Source organism: Scytonema hofmannii PCC 7110, from assembly GCF_000346485.2.
In the GTDB taxonomy this organism is placed as follows: Bacteria; Cyanobacteriota; Cyanobacteriia; order Cyanobacteriales; family Nostocaceae; genus Scytonema; species Scytonema hofmannii.
In genome coordinates, this window is sequence record NZ_KQ976354.1 from 11,148,640 (window position 1) to 11,173,762 (window position 25,123).

At 41.6% G+C, this 25,123-nt stretch carries 19 protein-coding genes; 16 read left to right on the forward strand and 3 right to left on the reverse strand.

The annotated features are described in order from the left end of the window. Positions 1–68 precede the first annotated feature (68 nt). The 4 genes from WA1_RS46930 (at position 69) to WA1_RS46940 (ending at position 7,731) form a co-directional block, all read left to right on the forward strand. Positions 69–1,757, forward strand: coding sequence for an efflux RND transporter periplasmic adaptor subunit (locus tag WA1_RS46930; RefSeq protein WP_017745004.1), 1,689 nt, complete (start codon positions 69–71; stop codon positions 1,755–1,757). Positions 1,758–1,759: 2 nt separating this feature from the next. After that, positions 1,760–4,885: an efflux RND transporter permease subunit gene (locus WA1_RS46935; RefSeq protein ID WP_017745005.1), complete on the forward strand. Its 3,126-nt coding sequence runs from the start codon at positions 1,760–1,762 to the stop codon at positions 4,883–4,885. 319 nt (positions 4,886–5,204) lie between these two features. Continuing rightward, complete coding sequence (locus WA1_RS57835) at positions 5,205–5,345, forward strand: hypothetical protein (protein ID WP_017745007.1); 141 nt, start codon at positions 5,205–5,207, stop codon at positions 5,343–5,345. 361 nt (positions 5,346–5,706) lie between these two features. Next, positions 5,707–7,731 carry a tetratricopeptide repeat protein gene (locus WA1_RS46940; RefSeq protein ID WP_017745008.1) on the forward strand — a complete coding sequence of 675 codons (2,025 nt, stop codon included), beginning with the start codon at positions 5,707–5,709 and terminating at the stop codon, positions 7,729–7,731. 141 nt (positions 7,732–7,872) lie between these two features. Here the strand turns inward: WA1_RS46940 and WA1_RS46945 are convergent, their stop codons facing one another. Further along, positions 7,873–9,309, reverse strand: coding sequence for a PP2C family protein-serine/threonine phosphatase (locus WA1_RS46945; RefSeq protein WP_017745009.1), 1,437 nt, complete (start codon positions 9,307–9,309; stop codon positions 7,873–7,875). An 804-nt stretch (positions 9,310–10,113) separates the two neighbouring features. On the opposite strand from WA1_RS46945, the gene WA1_RS46950 reads away from it, so the two are divergent. The 12 genes from WA1_RS46950 to WA1_RS47005 all read left to right on the forward strand — a co-directional run bounded on the left by WA1_RS46950 (position 10,114) and on the right by WA1_RS47005 (position 22,191). Next, entirely contained in the window at positions 10,114–10,869 is a 756-nt protein-coding gene (locus WA1_RS46950) for a VOC family protein (RefSeq protein ID WP_017745010.1), read from the forward strand. A gap of 19 nt (positions 10,870–10,888) precedes the next feature. Then, entirely contained in the window at positions 10,889–11,455 is a 567-nt protein-coding gene (locus WA1_RS46955) for a hypothetical protein (RefSeq protein WP_017745011.1), read from the forward strand. A 241-nt stretch (positions 11,456–11,696) separates the two neighbouring features. After that, positions 11,697–12,359, forward strand: coding sequence for a DJ-1/PfpI family protein (locus tag WA1_RS46960; protein ID WP_017745012.1), 663 nt, complete (start codon positions 11,697–11,699; stop codon positions 12,357–12,359). A gap of 18 nt (positions 12,360–12,377) precedes the next feature. Continuing rightward, complete coding sequence (gene hxlB / locus WA1_RS46965; RefSeq protein WP_017745013.1) at positions 12,378–12,980, forward strand: 6-phospho-3-hexuloisomerase; 603 nt, start codon at positions 12,378–12,380, stop codon at positions 12,978–12,980. Between the two features lie 33 nt (positions 12,981–13,013). After that, on the forward strand, positions 13,014–13,643 hold the full coding sequence (locus WA1_RS46970; protein ID WP_017745014.1) for a DJ-1/PfpI family protein: 630 nt from the start codon (positions 13,014–13,016) through the stop codon (positions 13,641–13,643). A 211-nt stretch (positions 13,644–13,854) separates the two neighbouring features. Further along, positions 13,855–15,672 carry an AGE family epimerase/isomerase gene (locus WA1_RS46975; protein WP_017745015.1) on the forward strand — a complete coding sequence of 606 codons (1,818 nt, stop codon included), beginning with the start codon at positions 13,855–13,857 and terminating at the stop codon, positions 15,670–15,672. A gap of 197 nt (positions 15,673–15,869) precedes the next feature. Continuing rightward, positions 15,870–17,351 (forward strand): NAD(P)/FAD-dependent oxidoreductase, encoded by a 1,482-nt coding sequence (locus WA1_RS46980; RefSeq protein ID WP_017745016.1) that lies wholly within the window; start codon positions 15,870–15,872, stop codon positions 17,349–17,351. Positions 17,352–17,382: 31 nt separating this feature from the next. After that, positions 17,383–18,441, forward strand: a complete 1,059-nt coding sequence (locus WA1_RS46985; RefSeq protein WP_017745017.1) for a methyltransferase — start codon at positions 17,383–17,385, stop codon at positions 18,439–18,441. Between the two features lie 132 nt (positions 18,442–18,573). Further along, on the forward strand, positions 18,574–18,912 hold the full coding sequence (locus tag WA1_RS46990) for an anti-sigma factor antagonist (RefSeq protein ID WP_017745018.1): 339 nt from the start codon (positions 18,574–18,576) through the stop codon (positions 18,910–18,912). Positions 18,913–19,065: 153 nt separating this feature from the next. Beyond that, positions 19,066–21,195, forward strand: coding sequence for a glycogen debranching protein GlgX (gene glgX / locus WA1_RS46995; protein ID WP_017745019.1), 2,130 nt, complete (start codon positions 19,066–19,068; stop codon positions 21,193–21,195). A 116-nt stretch (positions 21,196–21,311) separates the two neighbouring features. Then, positions 21,312–21,650 (forward strand): anti-sigma factor antagonist, encoded by a 339-nt coding sequence (locus tag WA1_RS47000; RefSeq protein WP_017745020.1) that lies wholly within the window; start codon positions 21,312–21,314, stop codon positions 21,648–21,650. A gap of 112 nt (positions 21,651–21,762) precedes the next feature. After that, positions 21,763–22,191, forward strand: coding sequence for an ATP-binding protein (locus WA1_RS47005; protein ID WP_272819373.1), 429 nt, complete (start codon positions 21,763–21,765; stop codon positions 22,189–22,191). 249 nt (positions 22,192–22,440) lie between these two features. Here the strand turns inward: WA1_RS47005 and WA1_RS47010 are convergent, their stop codons facing one another. Together WA1_RS47010 and WA1_RS47015 are read right to left on the reverse strand one after the other, a co-directional pair. Further along, entirely contained in the window at positions 22,441–23,064 is a 624-nt protein-coding gene (locus WA1_RS47010; protein ID WP_017745022.1) for a hypothetical protein, read from the reverse strand. Between the two features lie 295 nt (positions 23,065–23,359). Beyond that, on the reverse strand, positions 23,360–25,114 hold the full coding sequence (locus WA1_RS47015; RefSeq protein WP_017745023.1) for an iron uptake porin: 1,755 nt from the start codon (positions 25,112–25,114) through the stop codon (positions 23,360–23,362). Positions 25,115–25,123 lie beyond the last annotated feature (9 nt).

Here is a 25,123-nt window from a genome sequence, read left to right on the forward strand (position 1 = left end):
AATGCTTAAAAGCACAAAGGTGCGCTCCCAATTCCCTTTCCTCAGTACTCAAGAACTACTGAAGCACAATGTCTGACTCTGATTCCAAACTATCTACAAACATTCATTATATTTCTGGAACACTTCTTTCGCTTTTGTTATTTGCTAGTCCCGCATCTGTTTTAGCCCACGGCGGACACGGGAACGAGTTTCAAGGAGTTCGTGAAGCCGCTCCAGCAACTAGCTCTATTAAGGTAGATGCTCAAACCGCGAAACGGTTAGGAATACTAGTTGAGCCAGTCAAACGTCAGCCCTTAGCTGTTGGCATTAAAACTACAGGACAGATTGAAACTTTGCCCAGCCAACTCGTGGAAGTCACTACCCCTATTTCTGGGGCGAAAGTGGTTGAGTTGTTGGTAGAACCAGGCGCATCAGTAAAACAAGGTCAGCCTGTTGCCGTTGTGACTAGCCCCGATCTAGTAACACTGCGCGTTGAATCTCAGGAAAAACTGGCACAAGGTCAAGCTGATTTGCAGCAAGCGCAAGCTGACTTAAGGCTCGCTCAGCAAAACTACCAGAAGTATCAAGGAATAGCTACAGCTGAAATTGCTCAAGCACAAAGCCAAGTAGACTTTGCTCAAGAAAAGTATGACAAAGACAAGCAGTTAGCTGATGCTGGCGCTCTCCCGCGTCGCGATGCCTTGGAATCCCAAACCCAGCTAGCACAAGCCAAAGCTGAACTGGTCAAAATGTCGAGTCGTCGAGACGTTATCGCGGCAGAAAATCAGCTAAAACGTGCCCAAGCAGCTGTTGATGTAGCCAGATCGCGTATCCAACTCAGTAATACTGCTTATCAAACACGGCTGCAACAATTAGGAAATCGTGCTAATGCTAAGGGACTGGTGACGGTGACGGCTCCCATTTCTGGGAAGGTTGCTGATAGGGAAGTTACAATTGGTCAATCCTTTGAGGATGCGGGTGGCAAGCTGATGACTATTGTGAATGACAGTCGGGTATATGCCACAGCAAATATTTATGAAAAAGATTTGGGAAAGGTGAAGACGGGTCAACGGGTCAGCGTTAAAGTGACTTCTGTGCCTAATCGCACCTTCACTGGAAGAATTGCCGTGGTTGGGTCAGTGGTAGAAGGTGAAACACGGGTAGTTCCTGTGAAAGCCGAAATAAATAACCCCGGTGGAGTTCTCAAGCCTGGGATGTTTGCTGAACTAGAAGTTTTGACAAATCAAACATCAACAGCTACATTAGCTATTCCTAGTGCGGCTATAGTTGAGGCAAATGGCAAGAAACAGGTTTACGTGCAAAATGGTGATGCTTTTCAGCCTGTAGAAGTGTCATTAGGTCAAGCATCTGGAGACATAGTTGAGGTGAAGAGTGGCTTATTTGAGGGGGATATGGTAGTGACTCAACGTGCGCCTCAACTTTATGCTCAGTCTTTGCGAGGCGGTAGCAGTGCAAACGAAGATGAACACACCCAAACTCCGCAAGCTTCTTCACAGGCTCCGGAAGCTAAAACGCCCAAGGAGCCAGTACCGCTATGGCTGGTGGCAGCAGGTGGCTCAGCTGCACTAGCGACTGTGGCTTTCATGGCTGGTGCTCTCTGGTCTGGTCGTCGCAAAAAATCTCAGCTTCAACCATCAGCAGAATTTACCTTCTCATTAGAAGAACTTCCCACCCAATCGCCAGCATGGAATGACAACCACTGCGTCCCCCATCAAGAGCCAAAAGTTACAATTATCAGTAAAAATACTCAAGACTAAAAATGCTCAGTTCCATCATCAAATGGGCGATCGCTCGTCGTTGGCTAGTCATCCTGGGTACAGTTATCGTTACTATTTGGATATTTCGTACAATTATCCAAATGCCTTTGGATGTCTTTCCTAGCTTTGCACCGCCTCAAGTTGAAATTCAAACTGAAGCGCCAGGACTCGCTCCCGAGGAAGTAGAATCTCTGGTGACTTTACCAATTGAAAGTTCCATTAACGGTACTCCCGGTATACAAGCAGTACGTTCTTCGAGTGCATCGGGAATCTCCGTTGTCAAAGTTATTTTTAACTGGGGCACTGATATCTATCAAGCTCGCCAGTTGGTAACAGAGCGATTGCAACAAGCTCAAAGTAAGCTTCCATCCGGGGTGGAAACACCGCAAATTTCCCCTACTAGCTCTCCTATCGGTACTGTATTGCAATATGCCTTCACTTCTTCTAGTACACCTTTAATGGAAGTGCGGCGCATAGTTGATTGGCAGGTGACAAACCGTATTTTGGCTGTCCCTGGTGTGAGTCAGGTAATAGCCTATGGTGGGGATGTTCGTCAATATCAAGTATTAGTCGATCCAGAAAAACTAAAAGCTTTTAATGTCACTTTAGAAAATATTGTAGAAGCAGCCTCAGCTGCCAATGTTAACGCTCCTGGTGGCTATTTAATCACTCCTGACCGAGAAAAGTTAATTCGGGGTATTGGACGGATTGAGTCTATTGAAGAATTACAGCAATCAGTGATTACTGCCCGTAATGGGACTCCTGTGAAAATATCTGATGTTGCAAATGTGCAAATTGGAGCAGGTGTTAAACGAGGTGATGGCAGTTTTAACGGTGAAAAGGCAATTATTGTCATGATTAATAAACAGCCTCAAGCCGATACTCCTACTGTCACCCGTGCGATAGAAGCAGCGATGTCAGAAGTGAGAGCAGGCTTACCCAAAGATGTTAAGGTACATCCTACCTTTCGGCAAGAAAGCTATATTGATTCTTCGATTGAGAATGTTAGAGAAGCTTTAGTTGAAGGTAGTATTATTGTTGCCCTTATTTTGATTCCCTTTTTGATGAATTGGCGCAACTTGGCTATTTGTTTAACTGCCCTTCCTTTATCTTTGCTGATAGGAGTCTTACTACTCAATTGGTTAGGACAAGGTTTAAATACTATGACCTTGGGAGGATTGGCAGTGGCAATTGGTTCTGCAGTTGATGATGCAATTGTTGATGCTGAAAATGTCTATCGGAATCTGCGAGAAAATAAGCACTCTCTCAATCCACGTCCCGTTTTAGATGTGGTATTTGACGGCTGTCAAGAGGTACGCGATTCGGTGTTTGGAGCTACGATAATTACTATAGTTGTTTTCTCACCAGTTTTTGCGTTGACTGGTGTAGAGGGTAGCATTTTTATTCCTATGGGGTTGGGCTACATGGCGGCAGTTATTGCTTCTAGTTTGACAGCATTAACTGTGACTCCGGCTTTATGTGCCATTTTATTGCCTTACGGTCACTTGCCAGAAACCGAACCTTGGGTAGCAAGATTTTTTAAGGGACTTTATCAGCCCCTGTTAAAATTGTCTCTGCGGTTTTCTGGAATTATAATAGTCGTAGCTGCTGCTAGTCTCATAGCCGCAATGGTAATTGTTCCTTCTTTTGGCAGAGTGTTTTTACCAGAGTTTCAGGAGCAAACTTTGGTTAATACCCTAACTCTTTATCCTGGTGTATCATTGGAAACTACCAATGCTGCAGGTGAGGCGCTTCAGCAGGCGCTTAAGGGAGACAAGAGATTTCCCTATGTACAGTTGCGTTCCGGACGTGCGCCAGGAGATGCGGATGCAGCGGGGGTAAATTTGGGACATTTGGATATTGAGTTGAGCGACGAAGGTTTGAAGGATAGGGAAGAGACTATCGAGAAGCTGCGCTCCGAATTTGCTAAGTTACCAGGGGTAGCACCAAATATTGGGGGTTTTATTTCTCACCGGATGGATGAGGTGTTGTCTGGGGTTAGGAGTGCTATTGCCGTCAAAATTTTCGGTCCTGACTTAGAACAACTCCGCACCATTGGCTCTCAAGTGGATGCGGTGATGAAAACCGTTAATGGTATTGTAGATTTGCAACTTGAACCCCAAGTTCCAGTAGAACAGATACAAATTAAGTTCAACCGTTCTGCTGCGGCTCGCTATGGTTTGACAGTCGGAAAACTTTCCGAAATTATTGAAACAGCCCTCAATGGACGAGTGGTTTCCCAAGTCTTGGAGAAACAACAAACTTTCGATCTCGTTGTGTGGTTACAGCCAGATGCACGTCAAAACTTGGATACCGTTCGTAATTTGTTAGTTGATACTCCTAACGCTCAAAAGATTCCTCTAGCACAAGTTGCCACAATAGAAAATGGGACTGGTCCCAACACTATCAACCGAGAAAATGTATCCCGCTTGATTGTTGTTTCTGCTAATGCTAAGGGCAGAGATTTACGCTCTATTGTCAATGAGATTCGAGACAAAGTTAATCAACAAGTACAAATGCCTGCTGGTTACTACATTCAGTACGCGGGGCAATTCGAGGCGCAAGAACGAGCCACTCAGAATATTTTAATTTTCAGTGCCATCGCCCTTGTCGCCATTACTGTCATTATGTACCTTTCCGTCAAATCTATCCCTTCTACCGTGATGATTATGATTAACTTGCCTTTGGCATTAGTAGGGGGAGTCTTTTCGGTGGCTTTGACTGGCGGCATTATTTCAATCGCCTCTTTGGTGGGCTTTGTCACCCTATTTGGAGTGGCTACCCGTAATGGGTTGCTGTTAGTAGATAATTACAGCACCAAATATGCTGAAGGTATGCCACTTAAAGAAGTGTTAATCAAAGGTTCAATGGAACGGCTTAACGCCATTTTGATGACAGCGTTTACCTCGGCTTTAGGATTAGCACCTCTGGTCATTGAGAGTGGTCCTGGAAAGGAAATTCTGCAACCACTGTCAATAGTGGTGTTGGGTGGGTTGTTTACTTCTACAGCATTAACACTGGTAGTTTTACCAGCGTTATATGCTAAGTTTGGCCGGATTTTGCTGCCAAAGCGAACTACGCCAGTTGTTAATAATGGTAAGGCAGTTGGAGTCGTCTTGGAGCAGTAATGTTTTCATGGGTTTAGCAGTTGCTGTTTTGGCAGATATGGGAACCTTCTTACTTGTAACCGCTAACGGGATGCGGCTGTTTAAAGTCAAGAGTTATCAATTTTAGTAAGCGTGTTTCTGATTTTACTTTTGTGATTAAAAAATCTGTTCAATCTTCTAAATTTTTCTGCTTTATAGACTGGTTGGATGTCTCAACATTTGCTGCTTGGGGAATATTAGGGGTCACCGTGCCAAAACGGACTAATTGTACGCTAAGCGCAAAATTCCTTCTAGACAAGGATTTCAGCCAACAAAGCAGGACGGTTTTTCTAGAGATTGAGTGAATGTCAATGTAGGGAAGAAAATAGTTACGCTGCAACAAAATGCCACAGAAAATTTAAAATCCTTACTCAAAGTAGGTTTTCAAAACGGTAACTCCTTAGTCAACTCTTTCAGCAAAGTGAATGGCATTGCCGTTTAAGTCGAGTATCACGAACTCCTTTAGTCCCCAAGGCTTCAGTTCCAACTGGCTCGACGGGTGGATAACATCCACTCGCTGGTATTCAGCATAAAGCCCAGAACCCAGACTATATCGTTTGTCTAAAAAAGTCGCTCTGCCAAAAGTGGATGCTCCCGGTTTTCAATCCTATGTTTATTTGAATTATAAAAATTTAATAAACCACACCAGAAGCAGAGATCGCGGAGGGAAGAAAAAGAGGATTTCAACAATCAAACTGGATTGCTAGATAAAAATTCTGAAGTATTTACGGGATTCTACTCAGGTTGCTATTTAAAGGGATAGTTATTTTGGGATAGCACGTAACTAATTTAATTTATTAACTATGAAAAATTATAGTTTATTTCTCTTAGCATTGAGTACTTTAGTCACTACAGCTATTGCTAGCACTAGCGATCGCGCAATTGCACAGCCACCCCATTTTGATAATTATTATTTTTCTCAGAAACGAATTGCCCAAGGAATTAAAGTTGATGATTTGTTTAAAGAAGCGAGTGCTTTAAGAGGAACTGGAGATTATAAACAAGCGCTTCAAGTCTTAGAAGAGGTTGTGAAAATTAAACCAGATAATTTTCTGGCTTGGTACTTGCTAGGGTATACCTACAGTAACAATTTTGGCAATTACAATCGAGCGATCGCAGCTTACGAACAAGCAATCAAACTCAATCCAAATTATTTATTAGCCATAGTTGAGAAAGGCAACACTCTTTATGAATTGCAGCGTTACGAATTAGCACTTAATAGTTGGAAGCAAGCACTCAAAATCCGTCCTCAATCTGAGTTGGAAGTGTCGCTGGTCAAAAATATATTACCTAAGAAAATTGCTCAAGTTCTCATAAATGACTTGAAACGTTATGATGAGGCGATCGCCTATTGCGACCAAATTGCTAAAATGAATCCTAACATGGCTGCAATTTGGACATATCGCAGCAATGCATTATATCACACAGGTAAATACCAAGAAGCGCTGACATCATATAACAAAGCACTTCAAATTGACTCTCAAGACTATCAAGCCTGGAATGGTAAAGGACTTACCCTGTATCGCTTGAATCGTCGCCAAGAAGCAATTTCTGCTTTAGAGAATGCATCCACCATCAAACCAGATGATTTAGAAATTGCTGGCTTAATTGTAGCCCTCAAAAACTTTAATGGCTCGGAAAATCAAGGACAACTCATTGGAAATCAAAGCCAGACATCACAGCAGTCTATTATTCAACTTCAAAGAGAAGTTCGCAATCAAGAGGATAAATTAAAAGTCTCTCAAGAAGCAGTAAAGACATCTGAAGCGAGATTGGCTTTAGTGCAAAACCAAGTGCGCGAATCAGATTCAAAATTTCAAGCATCGGAAGCTCGATTAACAGCATTACAAAATGAAGTTCGTGTAGCTGAAGACAAAGTAAAATTATCTCAAGCTGAGGTTAGGACATCTGAAACTAGACTAATCGCCATTAAAAATGAAGTCAGTGCATCAGAAGCTAAATTAAAAGTTTCTCAAACCCAATTAATTGCTCTGCAAAGCGAGATTCGTCAAGCAGAAGAAAAACTAAAAATCTCTCAAGCCGACGCGGGTAAATTTGAACAAAGATTGGTAGCACTGCGTGGGGACATCACAAAATCAGAAGAGAAGCTCAAAGTCTCCCAAATAGCCGTGGTTAAATCTGAAGAAAGGTTGGCTTTTCTCAAAGGTGAGATTAAAACTTCTGAAGATAAGTTAAAAACTTCCACAATTGAGGTAGACACACTTCAACAGAGATTAGTTGCCGTGCGTGGAGAAATTAAAACCAACGAAGATCAGCTAAAAACCTCCAATGCGGAATTACGTACACTAGAACAGAGATTAATTGCCGTGCGTGGACAAGTCAGCACCTCCGAAGAACAGCTAAAAATCTCTCAGGTCGAGACGAGGAAAATAGAACAAAGATTGGTTGCTGTGCGCGAGGAAATAAAAACCAGCGAGGCTAAGTTAACAGCATCTCAATCTGAAGTAAAAACACTAGAACAGAAATTGGTCGCCATACGAGGGGAAATTAAAACCAACGAGACCAAGCTAAGCGCCTCTCAAACTGAGGTCAAAACCTTGCAACAGAAGATAGTCGCACTGCAAAGCGAAGTCCGCACCTCTGAAGAAAAACTCAAACTCTCTCAAGTAGAATTACGGCAGATGGATGAGAAGAAGCGAGTTACGACAGAAAAACTGACTGCAGTACAAGTACAGTATTGTGCCATGCAGGAAAAGCTGAGCGAACTGGAGGTTGGAATACGTCAATTGAGGGGTAGGCAACAGGCATCAGATACTGTTCAACGTTGTCCTTTGGCAAATCGTCGTTCAGTGACCAGCGATCAGTGACCAGTGACCAGTAATCAGTGACCAGTAATCAGTGACCGTATCTAGTGGTTTGCCACATTAGACATTTCCGAAACACAACCCAGAGACGCGCCATAGCGCGTCTCTGGGTTGTACACAATTCTTTTTCCCAGTCTCCAATCTTTAGTCCCCAGTCTCTGAGGGGATTCTCTGTATAGCTAGCATGGTAATGTCATCAAATTGGGGTGCATCATCAATATGGGCGAACAAATGAGTTTTGATGCGATCGAGTAAATCGCTAACTGACAAAGTAGGCTCCTCTAAAAGTTTTAGCAGTCGTTTGAGAGTAAAGAAATCACCGTTAGGAGCACGAGCTTCTGTCACCCCGTCTGTATAACCAATTAAAATGTCTTCCGGCTCTAATTGTACCTGATGAATTTTAAACTTCATATCTGGTATCATTCCTACTGCAGGTCCGGTAGGTTTAAGACTTGTCTTGACTCCTTGCGAGTTAACGATAAACAGGGGTTCATGTCCGGCATTGATGTAAGTTAGCGAGTGAGTCGCTGGATTTAACACTCCAAAAAAAAGCGTGGCGAACATACCCATTTGAGCATGATTTTGTGTGATGTAGTTGTTTGTTAGCTCAACAGCTTTGAGAGCACTGATTTGCTCTAGATCGGCTGGGCAAAGGTCATTAACATTGCAGCACGAAACCTCATCATTACTTACTATAGACAAGCCATAGATACTAGTTTGTCCAGAAAAAATTCTGATTAAGCTACGGAACAAAGCCATAAAGAGTGCAGCTCCGACACCCTTATCACAAACATCAGCAAGAACTAATCCAAGGTAATTACCAGGAAGGATAAAAGCGTCGTAAAAATCACCCGCAACCTGACGAGCAGGATAAAAACACGTTGCAATTTCTAAGTTAGGTAGTTTTGGAATGTCGGTAGGTAAAAAATCTATCTGAATCTGCCTACCTTTTTCTAGTTCATCATCTAGCGCTCTTTTAGCTTGGGAAAGTTGATCGGTTTGCTTCTTTATTAGACGTGTTGCTAACTTATGAATTTGAGCTTGAGCTACCAGTAATTGATGTATATCTAACAACTTATAAACTTCATTGTCAAATTTTACGACTAGCGGTTCCCTAAGTAATTCCGGAGGACGTTGTAAACATCGACTCGCCGCTTTGACAATTAACGTATTGCTATGCAAAACTAATACATCTGTTTCAACATAGGTGTATAAGCGACTGAGTGGAGCAGTAAAAAACAGTTCTCTGGCATAAGGACGGCTCAGAATTCTCAAGAATCGTTGGCGCGAAACTTTCCCCTTGAACTTCCCTTGCTCTGTTAGAATTGCTCCTGGCAGTAACGGATTTTGTTCAAAAGCTTTGGATAGGTCTTCCCCCAAGCAAGAGAGTTCTATTTGGAAATCATAAAGAGACAGTTCTTGCAAAGTGGACTCTAACTTAAGACTCTCAGATAATTCTTTAGAACGCTCTTGCTTAGAGCCGGACTGTGGAGGCTCGTGACAATCGGAAGGGGTTGGTTGGGCGTTGCCAATAACCTCGGATGACTCAGTGCTAGCGTTTATGAACTGATGAATCAGCATAGATCAATTATATAAGTGTTAGCCATTTCATATTTGCCTATTGACGTAGTCTTGCCTGACTTGATGGTTACCATCTTCAGACTAAAATTACGGTTCTCCACAAATGCTGCCTGTAATTTATAGCTGCCATTTATCTAGTATAAAGTACAATTCTTTACAAATTCGTGTTGGCAATCTTATTAAATCTTAATACAGTTCTTGAATAATCAGTTTTGCTTTATAGTATATTACCGAATCTTGAAGATTTTCAAATATATTAAATTCTTATAAATGTGAATACTTTGATTTTTAATGCTAAGCTTCAAAACGCTTATATAATAAGGCTTTTCATCTTATAGATTTTAGATAAATCTAAGATGCTACCATAAAAATAAGATTTGGAGTAGAGAGAGAATAGGGTAAAATTAAACCCCGTTCTCTCTAAGAGTTTAGAGAAGTTTAGACAACAAGTCAGGATAATTTAACAAACTTTTTCGACAACAATTAAGCCTAATTTAAATCTTCCTTATTCTAAATTTAACTAAATATTAACTCTATACAAGTTGGCTTACTTATATAGATAACCTCATAAGTAATCTTTAATAGAACAGTCCCTTTAGATTTAAGCAATCCAACGTAAATTAAAAATAAGATGAATCGAGGTTGGCTGCTATCAATATTTCTGCAATGGTTCTTCCCTCGATAGCATCTAACTTAATAATGTCAGAAGAAGTTAACGCGTACTGCACTTAGTTACCGATGGTTTCCTTCTGTCAAAGACTTATTCCTTAATTGCAAAAATCGTCATTTGAGAGGACTAGAGTTATGGCTGTAGGACAAGTAGCTAGTTCTTTTGAACAAAAAGCTTCCTCTGCTATTAGTAAGCAATTGAGAGGAGTTCACCATATTGGTCTCACTGTTGAGGACATGGGAAAAGCTTTAGAATTTTATACGGAGGTATTGGGTGGAAAAATCATAATTCCAGAAATCGGTCTTGCTGGCGAAGTTATGCACAATACTTTGCTGCAAAAAGAAGAGATTGAAGCGATCGCCCTTGGAACCGATCCAAAAACCCTTGGTATACCCAACCTTAGAGATGGGGAACAAAATCTAGACCTTTATTTTATTCAGTTTGATAATGTTGTCCTGGAAATTCTACAGTACAGAGATGCTTCAGAGCAACCCAATGGTTCCGTAGCTTTCCCAGTAAAAAATTCTTACTCCAGTCCAGCTTGCTTCAACTCAATGCATATATCCTTTTATTTAAAGGACGATGTAGATGTCGATGAGTTTGTGAACAACTTGGAAACAGAATGTCACAAGCGCGGAATGGATCGAGTCAAATGTAATCGAATTGTTCGCGTCAAAACAGAACAGGAAAGGGCAAATACCGATCCACAGTACAACTCATGCAAACTATTTGACCCTTCCTTTGGAGATTTTGAAGGATGGACACTCGTTTACTGTAAAGGACCCAACGGAGAGCAATTGGAGTTTAATCAAGTGCTACGTAAAGCCAAAGTTTTGTTTGAAACAGCACAAGATGAGTATCAAAAAGAGAAAGCTGAAATTAATAATTGAAACAAGGAGATAAACAATCATGCGTCAAAGAATAAACTACTACAAAGATTTAGCTGCTGATTATTCAAAGGCTGGACTAGTTTCCGAAGAGCTTAAGGAAAGACTTATCCAGCTATCTAAAGAATTGATTTCCAAAAAAGAAGAAACTTTGCCACCAATTAGTTCTGACTATACTGCAAAACAAGTTGAACAAGAAAATAGGGACTGGTGGCCTACTCATTGTGAAGCATTAAGACAGGGACGCGGTGATTTGTTAACAGGTGAATATCGCGATGACCTCGTTTATTTATGCCAAGACGGTTACTATGTTGGCTTGACAGAACAACAAGAGCGAGAGCAACACTGGTGGGCATTGATTTCACAGCCCGGAGTCACTATGTGTTGGCCAATTGTCATGTTTCATGATGATGTGACTTATTTTGAATGGAAATCTGTAGATGACGAAACAGGTGAAACCATTGCAAAGGGGAACGTGACTTTCCTACGTCGCGGTCATAGAGGAGGCGTTTACTTAAAAACCGAACAGTTGACTTTCTACCGTGATGTCTTTGCATCTCCCGAACTTCTGAAGCTCATTAAACTCTAATAAGTTAACAGTCAATGGTCAATAGTCAATAGTTATTGATTTCTGTTAATTACGGGCTATGAACCATTGACTCCCTATAAGTAGAGCTTTACTCCCTTCCCATCACACGATTACCGATTTTCTTCCTTCGTGTCCTTTGCGTCTTTGCGGTTCATTCAAATAAGCAATTTTCAGGCGAGATAGGATTAGTGCGATCGCAAACCTTCTTATTGACTTCTTTAAAAAAGGCTGTTGATCTCATATGACAGATAAAAAAGGCAAAATAGGTGTAATTATCGAAGAATACTTTGGGGAGCTTGAGTATCAACAATTTAACCACTTCTTTCCCAGAAACGGATATGAAGTAGAATACATTTCTCATCTCTGGAAGCAAAAGCAACTTACTTTCAGAGGGCATGAGTATATATCAGAAGTAACTGTTACAACCGATTTTAAGAATGTTGACCCAACTGACTACAAAGGTATTCTCCTTATTGGTGGATATGCAATGGATCGCTTGCGATATCAAGTGAGTTGCCATCCCGATCAACCCAACCAATCTCCTGCTGTAGAGTTTCTCCGCAAAGCAGTGAAGGCAATGGATACCGATTTATTAAAGATTGGTACAATCTGTCATGGCTTGTGGCTGTTTTGTGCAGCACCAGAACTTTTAAAAGGTCGTAGAGTTACCTGCATTCACAATATCATTGATGATGTGAAAAATGCCGGGGGAGCGATCGTGTATGAGGACGGTCAAACCCGATCTACTTGTATCGATGGTAACTTAATAACAGCACGTCATCCAGGAGTGATCGACGAATTCCTTACAGTTTTTTTAGAAGAACTTGAAAAGAAGGATAAGGCAACAAAACCCACCATTATAGAACCTTCTTTATCAATGCCAACACCTTCTAAAATAAGATAGCCAGAGAAAAAACATAATATGGTACAAGTATATCATAGCCATCCAGAAACGTCAGCGACTCTTCAAGAACACCTTACACAGGCAATTAATTTAGTTTTATCAGAGAACAAACGAGTTTTAGAAAAAATAGGTTATTCCGTAATTGAACACCTTACCGAAAAAATTGCAGGTGCAGAACGAATATTTGTGATTGGAGAAGGTCGTAGTGGTTTGGTAATCCGCATGGTAGCAATGCGGCTGATGCATTTAGGATATTTGGTTTACGTTTTGGGTGAAACGACTACACCATCCTTGAGAAAAGGTGATTTACTTATTGCCTTTTCTGGTTCGGGTAGTACGGGTAATGTTGCTATGATGGTTGCAAAAACAAAGAAAATAGGCGGTCATATTGTTGGTGTAACCACTCAATCAGAATCTCCTTTAGGAAAAATGGCTGATGTATTGATTGAAATTGAAGCCGCCCCCAAACAAGACCACAGCTATCAGTATTCAAAACAGTATCCTGGTTCTTTGTTTGAGCAGGCTGCATTGCTTTTATTCGATGCAATATTTCATGTTTTATCCCAAAGCTTAAATAAGAGTGCAGAAATGCTATGGGAAATGCATACCAATCTTGAGTAATGTGTAAACTCTTTCAAAAAAGTTGAGAAGAATATGACAACACAAACAAAGGGCAAAATCGGTATCCTTATTGAAGAACACTTTGATGAAACTGAGTATCGGCGATTCAATGAGTTTTTTCCAGAGCATGGATACGAAGTAGAATACATTTCTAATCTTTGGAATCAAGAGAGCCTTACCTTTAAAGGTAACGACCACACAGAAGAAGTAACAGTTACAGTTGATGTCAAAGATATTAATCTTTCAGATTACAAAGGGATTATCCTGATTGGCGGGTATGCCATGGATCGCTTGCGCTATCAAGTCCTTCCCAAACCCGGTCAGCCGAACCAATCTCCTGCTGTAGAATTTCTACGCCAAGCTGTAAAAGAGATGGATTTGGGAAATTTGAAAATTGGCACAATATGCCACAGTGTCTGGCTTTTTTGTGCCGATCCAGAACTTATTAAAGGTCGTAAGGTAACCTGCGCTCATAACATCATTTGTGATGTGGAAAATGCTGGGGGAATAGTCATGTATAACGATGATGGAACCCTAAGTATATATGTAGATGGTAACTTGGTTACATCACAACACCCTGGGGTTGTCGAAGAATTTATGGAAGTTTTCTTACAGGAACTTGAAAAGAAAAATCAATCAACGACTCCTGCTCTAATAGGTTGATTTTAAGGGATTTCCAGGAAATAAATTATCTTATACTGTAGGACGGGCGTCCCCGCCCGTCTTCTATATAGTGGCGGGTAGTGGCGGGCGAGGACGCCCGCACCACAAGAAATTTTGGAATATTTTTTTACTTGGAAGTCCCTAACTACTCACGATGACAGGCGAGACGCCTGTCCTACACCACTAACAACTAACCAATGAACAATGAACAATGAACAACATAAACTTTCCAATCTCAGACCTCATAGCTGGGTATGTGACCCACTTTGATGCAGAAAATGATATTTTTGGTATCAAAACTTCAGATGGCAGAGAATTCCACGCGGCCTTAAGTCCAATGACCTATGCCAAACTAGTGCAAAATTTAGAAGAACCTTACCCAGATGCTACTGGAGCCATGAGGTCTATGCTTGTACCAGGTCGGTATTTGTTTGCCTATGGTATTTTCTACCCGGATAGTTCTAAATTTGAAGCCAAACAAATTGTTTTCGTTGGTCGAACTGAAAACGATTATGTTTTTGAAAAACCTCACTGGTGGATCAAACAGATTCAGTCTCTGGCAGATTTTTACCTAAAAGCCCAGTTTGGAGAAGAAGAAATTGACTACCGCAACTATCGCACCGATTTAACTTTAGTTGGTGCTAAGCAAACCTACAATTTTCGCCAAGAAACTGATACGATCTCGCGCATGGTTTATGGGTTTGCTAGTGCTTATCTGTTAACTGGCGAAGAGCGATTTCTCGATGCTGCTGAAAAAGGTACCGAATACCTGCGCGAACATATGCGGTTTGTAGATTTAGATGAAGGTATTGTCTATTGGTATCACGGCATTGATATGTATGGCGATCGCGAACACAAAATCTTCGCCTCAGAATTTGGTGATGATTACTATGCGATTCCAGCCTACGAGCAAATTTACGCCTTAGCGGGTCCGATACAAACTTACCGAATCACGGGCGATCCCCGTATCCTAAGCGATGCTCAGTTAACAGTCAAGCTATTTAACGACTTTTTCCTAGACAGAAGCGAGCATGGCGGCTACTTCTCTCATCTTGACCCTGTCACTCTAAACGCCCACAGCGATTCCCTTGGTCGTAACAAAGCAAAAAAGAACTGGAACTCTGTTGGCGATCATGCCCCAGCATACTTGATTAATCTCTGGTTAGCTACAGGTCAACCAGAATACGCCAAAATGCTGGAGTATACCTTTGACATAATTGCAAAACGGTTTCCAGATTGGGAGAACAGTCCCTTTGTTCAAGAACGTTTCTACGAAGATTGGTCAGCTGATACAACCTGGGGATGGCAGCAAAATCGTGCTGTGGTTGGTCACAACCTCAAAATTGCCTGGAACCTAATGCGGATGTACAGCCTAAAACCCAAAGACGAGTACGTCGAACTAGCACAAAAAATTGCCCAAATCATGCCCGATGTTGGCAGTGACCAGCAGCGTGGCGGATGGTACGACGTAGTTGAACGCCTTCTCGAACCAGGTCAAACGGCTCACCGCTTTGTCTGGCACGATCGCAAAGCTTGGTGGCAGCAAGAACAAGCTATCTTAGCCTACTTCATTTTAGCTGGTTTACTAAAAGACGAAGACCATCTCCGATTAGCACGTGAGTCTGCTGCCTTTTACAATGCTTGGTTCTTAGACACAGAAGACGGTGGTGTCTATTTCAATGTTCTTGCTAATGGTATCCCCTATCTCGTCAGTGGAAATGAACGTCGCAAAGGTTCACACTCAATGAGTGCATATCATTCTACTGAGTTGTGTTATCTTGCCTCTGTCTACACTAATCTCCTGATTCATAAAAACCCAATGGACTTTTACTTCAAGCCCACTCCAGGAGGATTTCCCAATAATCTCCTACGAGTGTCGCCAGACATTTTACCCCCAGGCAGTATCAAGATTGGTGCTTGTGAAATCAATGGAGAAACCTACAACAACTTTGACGCTGAAAACTTAACCGTAACATTACCAGAAACGCAAGAGCCAGTCAAAGTCAAGGTGCAAATTATTCCTAAGTAATCAAGCAACAATTGCACTATAGCAATCCTCAATCATTTGTAAAATTTTCTCTTCTCTCTTTTCTTTGCGCTCTTTGCGTCTTTGCGGTTAATAATTCTTATAACTCAATAGGACTGCTATATTCTGTTCTTGCATCTATAACGGGCTCTTATCATCACTCAAACAAAAAGTCAAACAACTTACAGGAAAATCCTTCGATGTCTATTCTACCCAGTCATACACAAGTATTAGTTATCGGTGGCGGTCCTGCCGGTTCTACCGCTGCTACTCTTCTGGCTCGTGAGGGCTTTGATGTCACATTATTAGAGCGAGAAGTTTTCCCTCGCTACCACATTGGCGAATCGCTCTTACCGGCTGCGTTAGAGATATTCGATCTGTTAGGTGTGCGCGAAAAAGTAGAAGCCCACGGCTTCCAATACAAGCCAGGAGCTCGCATAGATTGGCGATCTGAGGCATGGAACGTCAAATTTGAGCGATCGGTAAAGACTCACACCTACAGTTATCAAGTTCGCCGTGACGAATTCGACCAATTGCTCTTAGAGCATGCCAAAAGCCAGGGAGTTAAAGTTTTTGAGGGAATTGAGGTCAAGAGTCTGTCTTTTGAGGGAGAAAGACCCCGGAGTGCAGCTTGGTCTCAGATTACTGGAGGAAGTGAGACTGGAGAAGCGTCCTTCGACTTCCTGATTGATGCATCGGGTCGCGCTGGAATTATGTCAACGCGTTACTTACGCAACCGTCGTGATGCCAATGCATTCCAGAATATTGCCACGTGGGGGTACTGGAAGAACGCAAAAAGGTTACCCAATGGTTTCGAGGGCGCGATTTCTACTGTCACTATCCCGGATGGCTGGGTGTGGGCGATCCCGCTTTCCGATCAAACAATGAGTATTGGTGCAGTGTACCCCAAATCAGTTTATAAAGAAAAACGGCAGGCGTCTCTGAGGGATTCTTATATTCAGGCGATCGCAGGCAATCCTTTAATAGAGGATATGATTAGCTCGGCAGATCTGGTATCAGAGGTGCGCGTTGAGCAAGATTACTCATATACAGCTAACCGTTTTGCTGGACAGGGCTACTACTTATTAGGAGATGCAGCGTGCTTTCTAGACCCCTTACTATCCACTGGCGTTCATCTGGCAATGTACAGCGCCGTGTTAGCAACAGCCAGCCTTGCTAGCGTCGTGCGTGGTGAAGTAGAAGAAAATCTTGCAATAGCTTTCTTTGAGAAAAGTTATAGTCGATCCTACCTGCGCTTGATGATGTTGATAGCAATCTTCTACAACAAAAACTGTAATTCAGATGCTTATCTTTCCGAAGCCTATCAGCTCAGCCGCTACAAGTCCGAATCATCTAATGATATGGAGTCCAAGACAGAGTCGTTTATAAACTTAGCAACTGGTCTTGAGGATATCTGGGATGCTTATAACCCTACACCCAGTCAGGTTTTAGGAGAGATATCGGAGCGTCTGGAGAAAAGCCTCAATTTTCTGGAAGAAGAGCGGGGTGCTGATACAAGAGTGAAGCCCAGCAAGTTGCAGAAGACAAATGCCCAATTTTTTGAGGCGATCCAGGAATTCATTTCACTATCTGCACCAGGATCTGGCGACGATTTGTATGTTGTAACCAAGCCAAGGTTGGGAATGGGAAAAGCAAGCGCTCCGATTTTACAAAATGTTTAGCAAGTGTTTAAGTAGCTCTAGGAGAATTAACATGACTCAAGCAATTGATAAATCTGCAATTAATCCCATTCCCCAACCACAAACAGATGGTACACAAGTTTGGGATGCAATTGTTGGTCTGCACGGTCACCCAACAGTGCTAGTAGCGCATGAACTGAAACTATTTCCGTTGTTGGCAGAAACACCACGCACTTTGCAGGAGATTAGTCAAAGCCTTAATCTTGCACCACGAGCAGCAAGTGCAGTTTTATCTATATGCACTTCAATGGGTTTTATTCAACTCAAAGATGGATATTACTCCCTGACTCTTGTCGCTTGTGAATATCTTCTTGAAAGCAGTCCCACTTCTTTTTGTGGGTGGTTGGACTTAATGATCGCTAATGCTAATTCTTTCTCTTATGAAGGAATTAAGGAAGCTATATTAACAGATGCTCCTGTTGTTTACGAGGGTGATTCTCTCTATAAGGTTCACGAACAAGAAGATAAAGATGAGCAAACTCGCATTTTTACACGAGCTATGCATTCTGCAAGTGTAGCTCCTGCTTTGGCTTGGCCTACAGCTGTGGATCTTTCTGGTAATACACATATGTTAGATATTGCTGGAGGTTCTGGCGCTCACAGCATTGGTGCGACTCTCAAATGGTCTAACTTGCGATCGACTATTTTGGACATTGCACCAGTTTGCCAAGTTGCACAAGAGTATATTGCTCAGTACAAGCTGCAAGAACAGATTAGCACTCAAGTCAGTGATATGTGGAACGATCCTTTCCCGTCTGCCGATCTGCACTTTTACTCGCTGATTTATCACAATTACGATTTAGAGAAAAATCGTTTTCTCACTAAAAAAAGCTTTGATTGTCTTGAGCCTGGTGGACGGATAATTATTCATCAATGGTTATTTAATCACGATCGCACGGGACCACTTGCAACAGCTGCATATAATATTATGATGCAGCTTTGGTGTGCTGGAGGGCAGGAATATTCTGATGTGGAATTATCAAATCTTTTAGCTGAGGTTGGGTTTGTTAATATTGAAGTTAAACCGACTTTTGGCTACTGGAGTATTGTGACTGGACGAAAAATTAATTAATAATAATCTGCTTGGATTGATGGAATTAATGGTTTTTGAACCGCAGAGAACGCAGAGAACACAGAGGAAAGAGAATGGAGATTTTTACGATTGAATTAGCATTGCTTGTGAACTACACATAGGGCTTTTAAGATGGAAATCAAAACCCTGACAGTTGAAGAGGTCATGTTGGTAGAACTGGCGGGTGAAGTGGATGCAAATACTGCACCGATAATTCAAGAGAAAGTTTTACCCCTAACCCTGCCAGGTAATAAGATTCTGATAGATTTGAGCAAAGTGCCTTATATGTCCAGTACTGGCTTGCGGATGCTCCTGTCGCTCTACCGACGGACAAACGCTCAGGATGGGAAATTAGTACTAGTAGGGCTTTCAGAAGAAATTCAAGATATTATGTCTGTGACTGGATTTCTTGATTTCTTTATGACTAGCGAAACGCTTGAATCGGGATTGTTGCTAATGGCTAATGGCTAATGGTTAATGGTTAGTAGTTAATAGTTAATAGCTAATAGTTAATAGCTAATAGGAATTAGTCATTAGCCATTAACAACTAACAACCAACAACCAACAACTAACAACCAACAACTAACAACTAACAACTAACAACTAACAATTAGCATCATCCATATGGAACGCATTGATATTCATCCAACGCATAGCTATAAGAATTTCAAATTGCGCTGTGGGCGACCGTTTCCTTTTGGTGCTACTCTTGTACCGGGAGGTGTGAATTTCTCAATTTTTTCTAGCTATGCTAAATCTTGTACTTTAGTACTTTTTAAAAAGCATGCACTTGAGCCATATGCAGAAATTCCGTTTCCTGATGAATTTCGCATTGGCAATGTCTTTCGTATGGTTGTATTCGACTTAGACTACGAAAATATTGAATACGGCTATCGCATGGATGGACCTTTTAATCCGAAGGAAGGTCACTGGTTTGATGAAAGCAAAATTCTCTTAGACCCCTATGCTAAAATTATAGGTGGTCGCGATATCTGGGGAACTTCTCCTGATTGGAGTGATATCTACCAACATCGTGCGCGTCTCGCTTTTGACGACTTTGATTGGGAAGACGATCGCTATGCAGAAATTCCACCGGAAGATTTGGTTATCTATGAGATGCATGTGCGTGGCTTTACCCGTCATGCTTCTTCTAAGATTAAGCATTTAGGAACCTTTGCAGGTATCCGTGAAAAAATCCCTTACCTAAAGGAGCTAGGTGTCAATTGTATTGAACTCATGCCTATTTATGAGTTTGATGAGTTTGAAAACAGTCGCCTTAACCCAGAAACTGGAGACTTGCTTTTAAATTACTGGGGTTATAGCACTGTAGGTTTCTTTGCTCCCAAGGCTGGTTATGCAGCTTCTGGGAAATGGGGAATGCAGGTTGATGAGTTTAAAGCCCTTGTCAAAGCACTACATAAAAATGGCATTGAAGTCATACTAGATGTGGTCTTTAACCATACAGGGGAAGGTAACGAGTACGGTCATACAATTTCTTTCCGAGGAATTGACAATAAAACGTACTATATGCTAACTCCCGATGGGTATTACTTTAACTTTAGTGGTACTGGCAACACGCTCAACTGCAATAATCCTATTGTTCGCACTATGGTGCTTGATTGTCTGCGCTACTGGGCGAGTGAATATCACATTGATGGCTTCCGCTTTGATTTAGCCACTATTTTAGGACGTGACCCTTGGGGAGCACCGTTAACTAACCCTCCGTTACTGGAATTACTTGCTTTTGACCCGATTTTGGCTAAGTGCAAACTGATCGCTGAAGCTTGGGATGCGGGTGGTCTCTATCAAGTTGGTAGTTTCCCTGCTTTTGGTCGCTGGGCTGAGTGGAATGGCAAGTACCGTGATAGTATTCGCAAATTCCTCAAAGGCGATCCCGGTCAAGTGGGAGAGTTTGCACAACGGCTACAAGGTTCACCAGACTTGTATGCTAAGGCTGGGCGGGGACCAGCAACATCTATTAATTTCATTACAGCACACGATGGATTTACTCTAGCTGATTTAGTTTCTTATAACGGGAAACACAACGAGGCGAATGGTGAATATAACAACGATGGTTGTAATGATAATGACAGTTGGAATTGTGGTGCTGAAGGATGGACGGAGGATTGGGGTATCCTTTCTTTGCGTCAAAGGCAGATGAAAAATGCGATCGCCATGCTGCTAGTCAGTCAGGGTGTACCCATGATTCTTATGGGGGATGAAATGGGGCGCAGTCAGTGCGGTAATAACAATACCTATTGCCACGACAACGAATTTAACTGGTTGGATTGGAATCTGTTGGAACTCAATGCCAACTTATTTCGGTTTGTCAAAAACTGCATTGCCTTCCGCATGGCTCACCCAGTTCTCAGAAATCGGTACCATTTTCGCAATATTGACTATGTGGGAAGCGGCTACGCCGATATTACTTGGCATGGCACTCAAGCTTGGAATGCAGATTGGTCTGAGCATAGTCGGACTCTCGCTTTCATGCTTTGTGGTAAGCACGCTAAGGGAGGTACTGTTCAAGATAACTACATTTATGTAGCGATGAATATGCATTGGGAAACACACTGGTTTGAAATTCCAGGCTTGCGAGATGGGATGAAGTGGCACGTATTTGCTAACACTGGAGCACTTCCACCAGAGGATATCTGGGAACCAGGAACAGAACCAGTACTAGAAAATCAATCTGGAATGATCGTAGGCGATCGCTCTGTTGCAGTCCTTATATCAGTGACCAGTGACCAGTAACCAGTGACCAGTGAGTTAATGCTGCAAGAAGCTTTTTTCTCTGGGCGATTGGGTCAATGACAAACCGATTACTGATTTAATCCAAAATCCAAAATCCCTCAATCCAAAATTGAACTATGACTTTTAACGCCAGTTTAGAAACAAACAACGATATTGCTACAATTACTCTCTCTGGAGAACTTGATGCAAATACAGCACCAGTGTTTAAGGAGAAGGTAGAAGAAGTCACAACGCAAAATGTCAAACGTCTTGTTTTGCTAGTACAAGACTTAGAGTATATGTCTAGTGCAGGTTTAAGGGTACTGATCTTTGCAAAGCAAAAGATGGGACCGAAGGTTGATATTTACATAGTAGGTGCTCAAGAAATGGTAAAGGATACTATTGAGCACACTGGTTTCCATTATAGTGTGGTGATGCTTGATGGATATAACGAGACTGAGATACAACATGTGTAAACCAGCACCTTTTCCCCACTTTTTAAGGAGGGGTGCTTGATACAACAGACTGACGCTATTCGCTCTGCAATCAATTGCAGAGCCATTGGAGCATTTTTGCATAAAAATAACAATGATGGAACAATTAATAGAACAATTAACTGTGCCTGATTCTCTGGATTCGTTAACAGCGATCGCTAAGTACGTTATGGCTGTGGCAAGTACTGCTGGATTGGATAAAAAAGCTTCTTATAAACTTCGCTTAGCAGTAGATGAAATTGCCACGAATATCATTATTTATGGTTATCAAGAAGCAGGTCGCGCAGGAGTGCTAGATTTACAAGCAGAAGTTACCGAACAACATCTAATTATCTGTATGGAAGATACTGGTTTACCTTATGACTCCACGCAAACAGATACTCCTGACAATCTTGATAAGCCTTTAGAAAATCGGCAAATAGGCGGCTTAGGTGTATACCTTGCTATTCGTAGTGTTGATAAGTTCATTTATGAACGAATCGGGAACCGAAATCGAAATATTTTTATTGTCAATAGGAGTTAGATCAACTGAAGGATGAAAAATGAAATATAAATTTTTTTATCCTTTATCCTTCTTCATTTTTCATCTTTATCCTTAACCCCCCTTCCGCACCCCCTACTGTCATAATCGGTTTTTTCGGATTTTTACTAACTATAAAGGCTATATTTTTTACAAACAGAGGAAAATAGCGATGGCGATCGCTAACCCCAAATCCTCAAACGTTCAAAATTCGTAGTGTGACACTTTAGGGTGCGGAAGGTAGGCTTAATTTCACATATTTACATAGTGTAAAGTGGCGGCATGACTGCCATTCTCACCCACCTCATAAATTGTAATTTTATGAATTGTGCCTATAAGGTTTGAAGACAATGATTTTACTAAATGAGTCAAAGCTGCTTCATCATTCATCCGCCTATTATCAAAAGTCCTACCTAATGTAATATGAGGTTGAAACGCATCTCCAATATAACGATATCCATAGCTAAGATAATTGATTTTTTCTAAATAACTATAGTGAGAAGTATTTTTTTGCTTATCTTCTTCCGTAAGAAATAACGAATCTTTAAGTTCTTCAAAAACAAATCTATGAGCACCATGAAACATATAATTATGAGGGAATTTTAGAAAATACCAACCCGATGGCTTGTATTCTAATTCAACGTCTTTAAGTTCTAAAGAGTACTTTTGTCTGTGGCAATAATTTCGCAATTCTAAAACTAAGCTCATCCAATTAATCTGATTTCTAAACCGCCCTTGAAGAAGTGTGATGTGAGGAATATTTTGCTTGGTTTCTAATAGAGGACTAAGTGGACAAATTCGCAGAGTTTTTTTTTGTAATTCCACAAGAGATTCAATCATCTCAATATCAGGAATCATGGCAATACCAAATTTCATACAATTATCCTGTCTTCATTTTTTATACCAGAAATTAGGCAAATTTAACCTACTTTCCGGGATTCTAGACATTGCAGATCCCCCCAACCCCCCTTAAAAAGGGGGGCTATGCGTAAGTCCTATATACGTAAAAGTGATGGATTTAACTAATTTGACCAGTTAGGTATACAGTACAAAACCCTAAATTTATTTATGAAAAAAATAAATTGTTCATTATTCAAATCCCCTACTTTTAAGTCTGGGGATTCACTGGTCACTGGTCACTGGTCACTGGTTACTGGTTACTGTTAATGCTCTAGAAAGTGAATGTTGCCCGGACAGAGCCTACATAAATGTTGTCATTGTTACTATTATGTTCTGGATTAAAAATGATAAATGCCCCAGGAGTGATGGCGAGATTGTCAGTCATCTTGAAGCGATAGAAAGCTTCCAGATGGTATGAGGTATCTCGATCTTCACGAGTACTGATATCGTTATCTGTTACTTTAGGCGGCATACCGAATACAAAACCTAGTAGGCTTCCTTTTGATCCCACATCAAACAAACCTAAAGTTACTGCCCAGTTCCAAATCTTAGCACTATCTCCTTTTGTGATTGCAGCGCTTCCACCATCTTCAGCGATCGCAGTCGTGTAACCAGCCCAACCAGATAGGGATATGCTAGGGCTGAACCGTAAATTGGTTTGGAATCCATAGTGATTGGCAGAAGTTGCAATGTTACCGAAGGGTTGATTGGCAAAGATGCTACCAGTTGTACCTGAAACTTGGACACCGCCTGCAGGATTATAGTAGGAATGCACATAGGTGAAACCTAAGTTAATCACATCATTAGGTCGAAACGCTAACTGAGCTAAAGCTGCATAAGAACCATCGTAGAGTCCAAACTTATCATTTGGGTTATTGGCGACTCTAGGGTTCGTCATATAGCCCAAAGATATAGCAAGTGGCTTACTAAAGTTATAGGTTAAAGTAGCTCCTGTACCTTCAGCACTTTGACGGTAGATGGGACTGAAGCGCCCGAATCGGGAGAGCGCACCACTACCACTTGGATCGAAGCCCGGATTGAAGTTAAACATATTGTCATTGAACTCACCTCCAACTGCTGACACATAGACAACCGCCTGCGACGTCAAGGGGAAACGATATTCCAATTTTTGGAGGAAGACATCGTTGTTATCATCATTCCCGTCATACCCCAATCGGGTCATATTGGTACCTGTTACTCCGGTATTAAATGGAGTAATATTTCGGGCTTGCAGACGGGTTTGCAGCCGATCTTTACCAGTGAAACTAGTTAGCAAGTTCAAGCGTACCCGATCGGAGAAGATAGTGTTGAGGTCTAAGTCAGGATTGGAAGCAGTATTACCAGAAGGAACAGCCCTTTCATCACCAAAAACATCAGCAACAGTAAAGATGACTTCACCAACGAGTTTAGTGGTAGCGGAAAACTGATTGGCTTCCAATTCAGCAGTTCGTGCTTCTAACGCATCTACTCGACCCCGTAGAGTTGCTAGTTCAGCAGCAAATTCTTCCTGTAATCGCTGCAAGGTTGCTAAGTCTTCTTTTCTGACTAATTCAGCTGTTGCTGTTGCAATCAGTTCGTTAACCCTATCCAGACAAGCATTTAAACCAGCTGCAAACTCATAACGGGTCAAAGCACGGTTACCACGATAAGTTTCATTGGGATAACCAGCAATACAACCATAGCGTTCAACTAAAGACTGCAATGCTTGGAATGCCCAATCAGTTGGTTGTACATCAGAGAACTGAGAAACTGATGTGACTTGAGACTGAGAATTTTTCTTTCCTTGGTTACTGTACTGATTAACTTGCTCTAAAACTTCACTAGTTTCTTGAACAGTAGTCATATCCATTACAGAAGTTTGAGCTAGCTGTATGCCTGTTGACACATTTGCTTGCACGATGGCGTCTTCCAAATTATCAATGCCAGCTGCAGATGCCTTGGCAGACACAATACCATTCGTTAGTAACAAGATGATGCCCAAGGCGGCTGACCATACTTGTAAGTTATTCCAGAGGATGATTAACATTGTTTTATT

What these genes read in the sequence shown, in the direction of transcription:
- WA1_RS46930 (WP_017745004.1), top strand. Translation starts at nt 69, where the DNA reads ATGTCTGACTCTGATTCCAAACTATCTACAAACATTCATTATATTTCT.
- WA1_RS46935 (WP_017745005.1), top strand. Translation starts at nt 1,760, where the DNA reads ATGCTCAGTTCCATCATCAAATGGGCGATCGCTCGTCGTTGGCTAGTC.
- WA1_RS46940 (WP_017745008.1), top strand. Translation starts at nt 5,707, where the DNA reads ATGAAAAATTATAGTTTATTTCTCTTAGCATTGAGTACTTTAGTCACT.
- WA1_RS46945 (WP_017745009.1), bottom strand. Translation starts at nt 9,309, where the DNA reads ATGCTGATTCATCAGTTCATAAACGCTAGCACTGAGTCATCCGAGGTT.
- WA1_RS46950 (WP_017745010.1), top strand. Translation starts at nt 10,114, where the DNA reads ATGGCTGTAGGACAAGTAGCTAGTTCTTTTGAACAAAAAGCTTCCTCT.
- WA1_RS46955 (WP_017745011.1), top strand. Translation starts at nt 10,889, where the DNA reads ATGCGTCAAAGAATAAACTACTACAAAGATTTAGCTGCTGATTATTCA.
- WA1_RS46960 (WP_017745012.1), top strand. Translation starts at nt 11,697, where the DNA reads ATGACAGATAAAAAAGGCAAAATAGGTGTAATTATCGAAGAATACTTT.
- hxlB (WP_017745013.1), top strand. Translation starts at nt 12,378, where the DNA reads ATGGTACAAGTATATCATAGCCATCCAGAAACGTCAGCGACTCTTCAA.
- WA1_RS46970 (WP_017745014.1), top strand. Translation starts at nt 13,014, where the DNA reads ATGACAACACAAACAAAGGGCAAAATCGGTATCCTTATTGAAGAACAC.
- WA1_RS46975 (WP_017745015.1), top strand. Translation starts at nt 13,855, where the DNA reads ATGAACAACATAAACTTTCCAATCTCAGACCTCATAGCTGGGTATGTG.
- WA1_RS46980 (WP_017745016.1), top strand. Translation starts at nt 15,870, where the DNA reads ATGTCTATTCTACCCAGTCATACACAAGTATTAGTTATCGGTGGCGGT.
- WA1_RS46985 (WP_017745017.1), top strand. Translation starts at nt 17,383, where the DNA reads ATGACTCAAGCAATTGATAAATCTGCAATTAATCCCATTCCCCAACCA.
- WA1_RS46990 (WP_017745018.1), top strand. Translation starts at nt 18,574, where the DNA reads ATGGAAATCAAAACCCTGACAGTTGAAGAGGTCATGTTGGTAGAACTG.
- glgX (WP_017745019.1), top strand. Translation starts at nt 19,066, where the DNA reads ATGGAACGCATTGATATTCATCCAACGCATAGCTATAAGAATTTCAAA.
- WA1_RS47000 (WP_017745020.1), top strand. Translation starts at nt 21,312, where the DNA reads ATGACTTTTAACGCCAGTTTAGAAACAAACAACGATATTGCTACAATT.
- WA1_RS47005 (WP_272819373.1), top strand. Translation starts at nt 21,763, where the DNA reads ATGATGGAACAATTAATAGAACAATTAACTGTGCCTGATTCTCTGGAT.
- WA1_RS47010 (WP_017745022.1), bottom strand. Translation starts at nt 23,064, where the DNA reads ATGAAATTTGGTATTGCCATGATTCCTGATATTGAGATGATTGAATCT.
- WA1_RS47015 (WP_017745023.1), bottom strand. Translation starts at nt 25,114, where the DNA reads ATGTTAATCATCCTCTGGAATAACTTACAAGTATGGTCAGCCGCCTTG.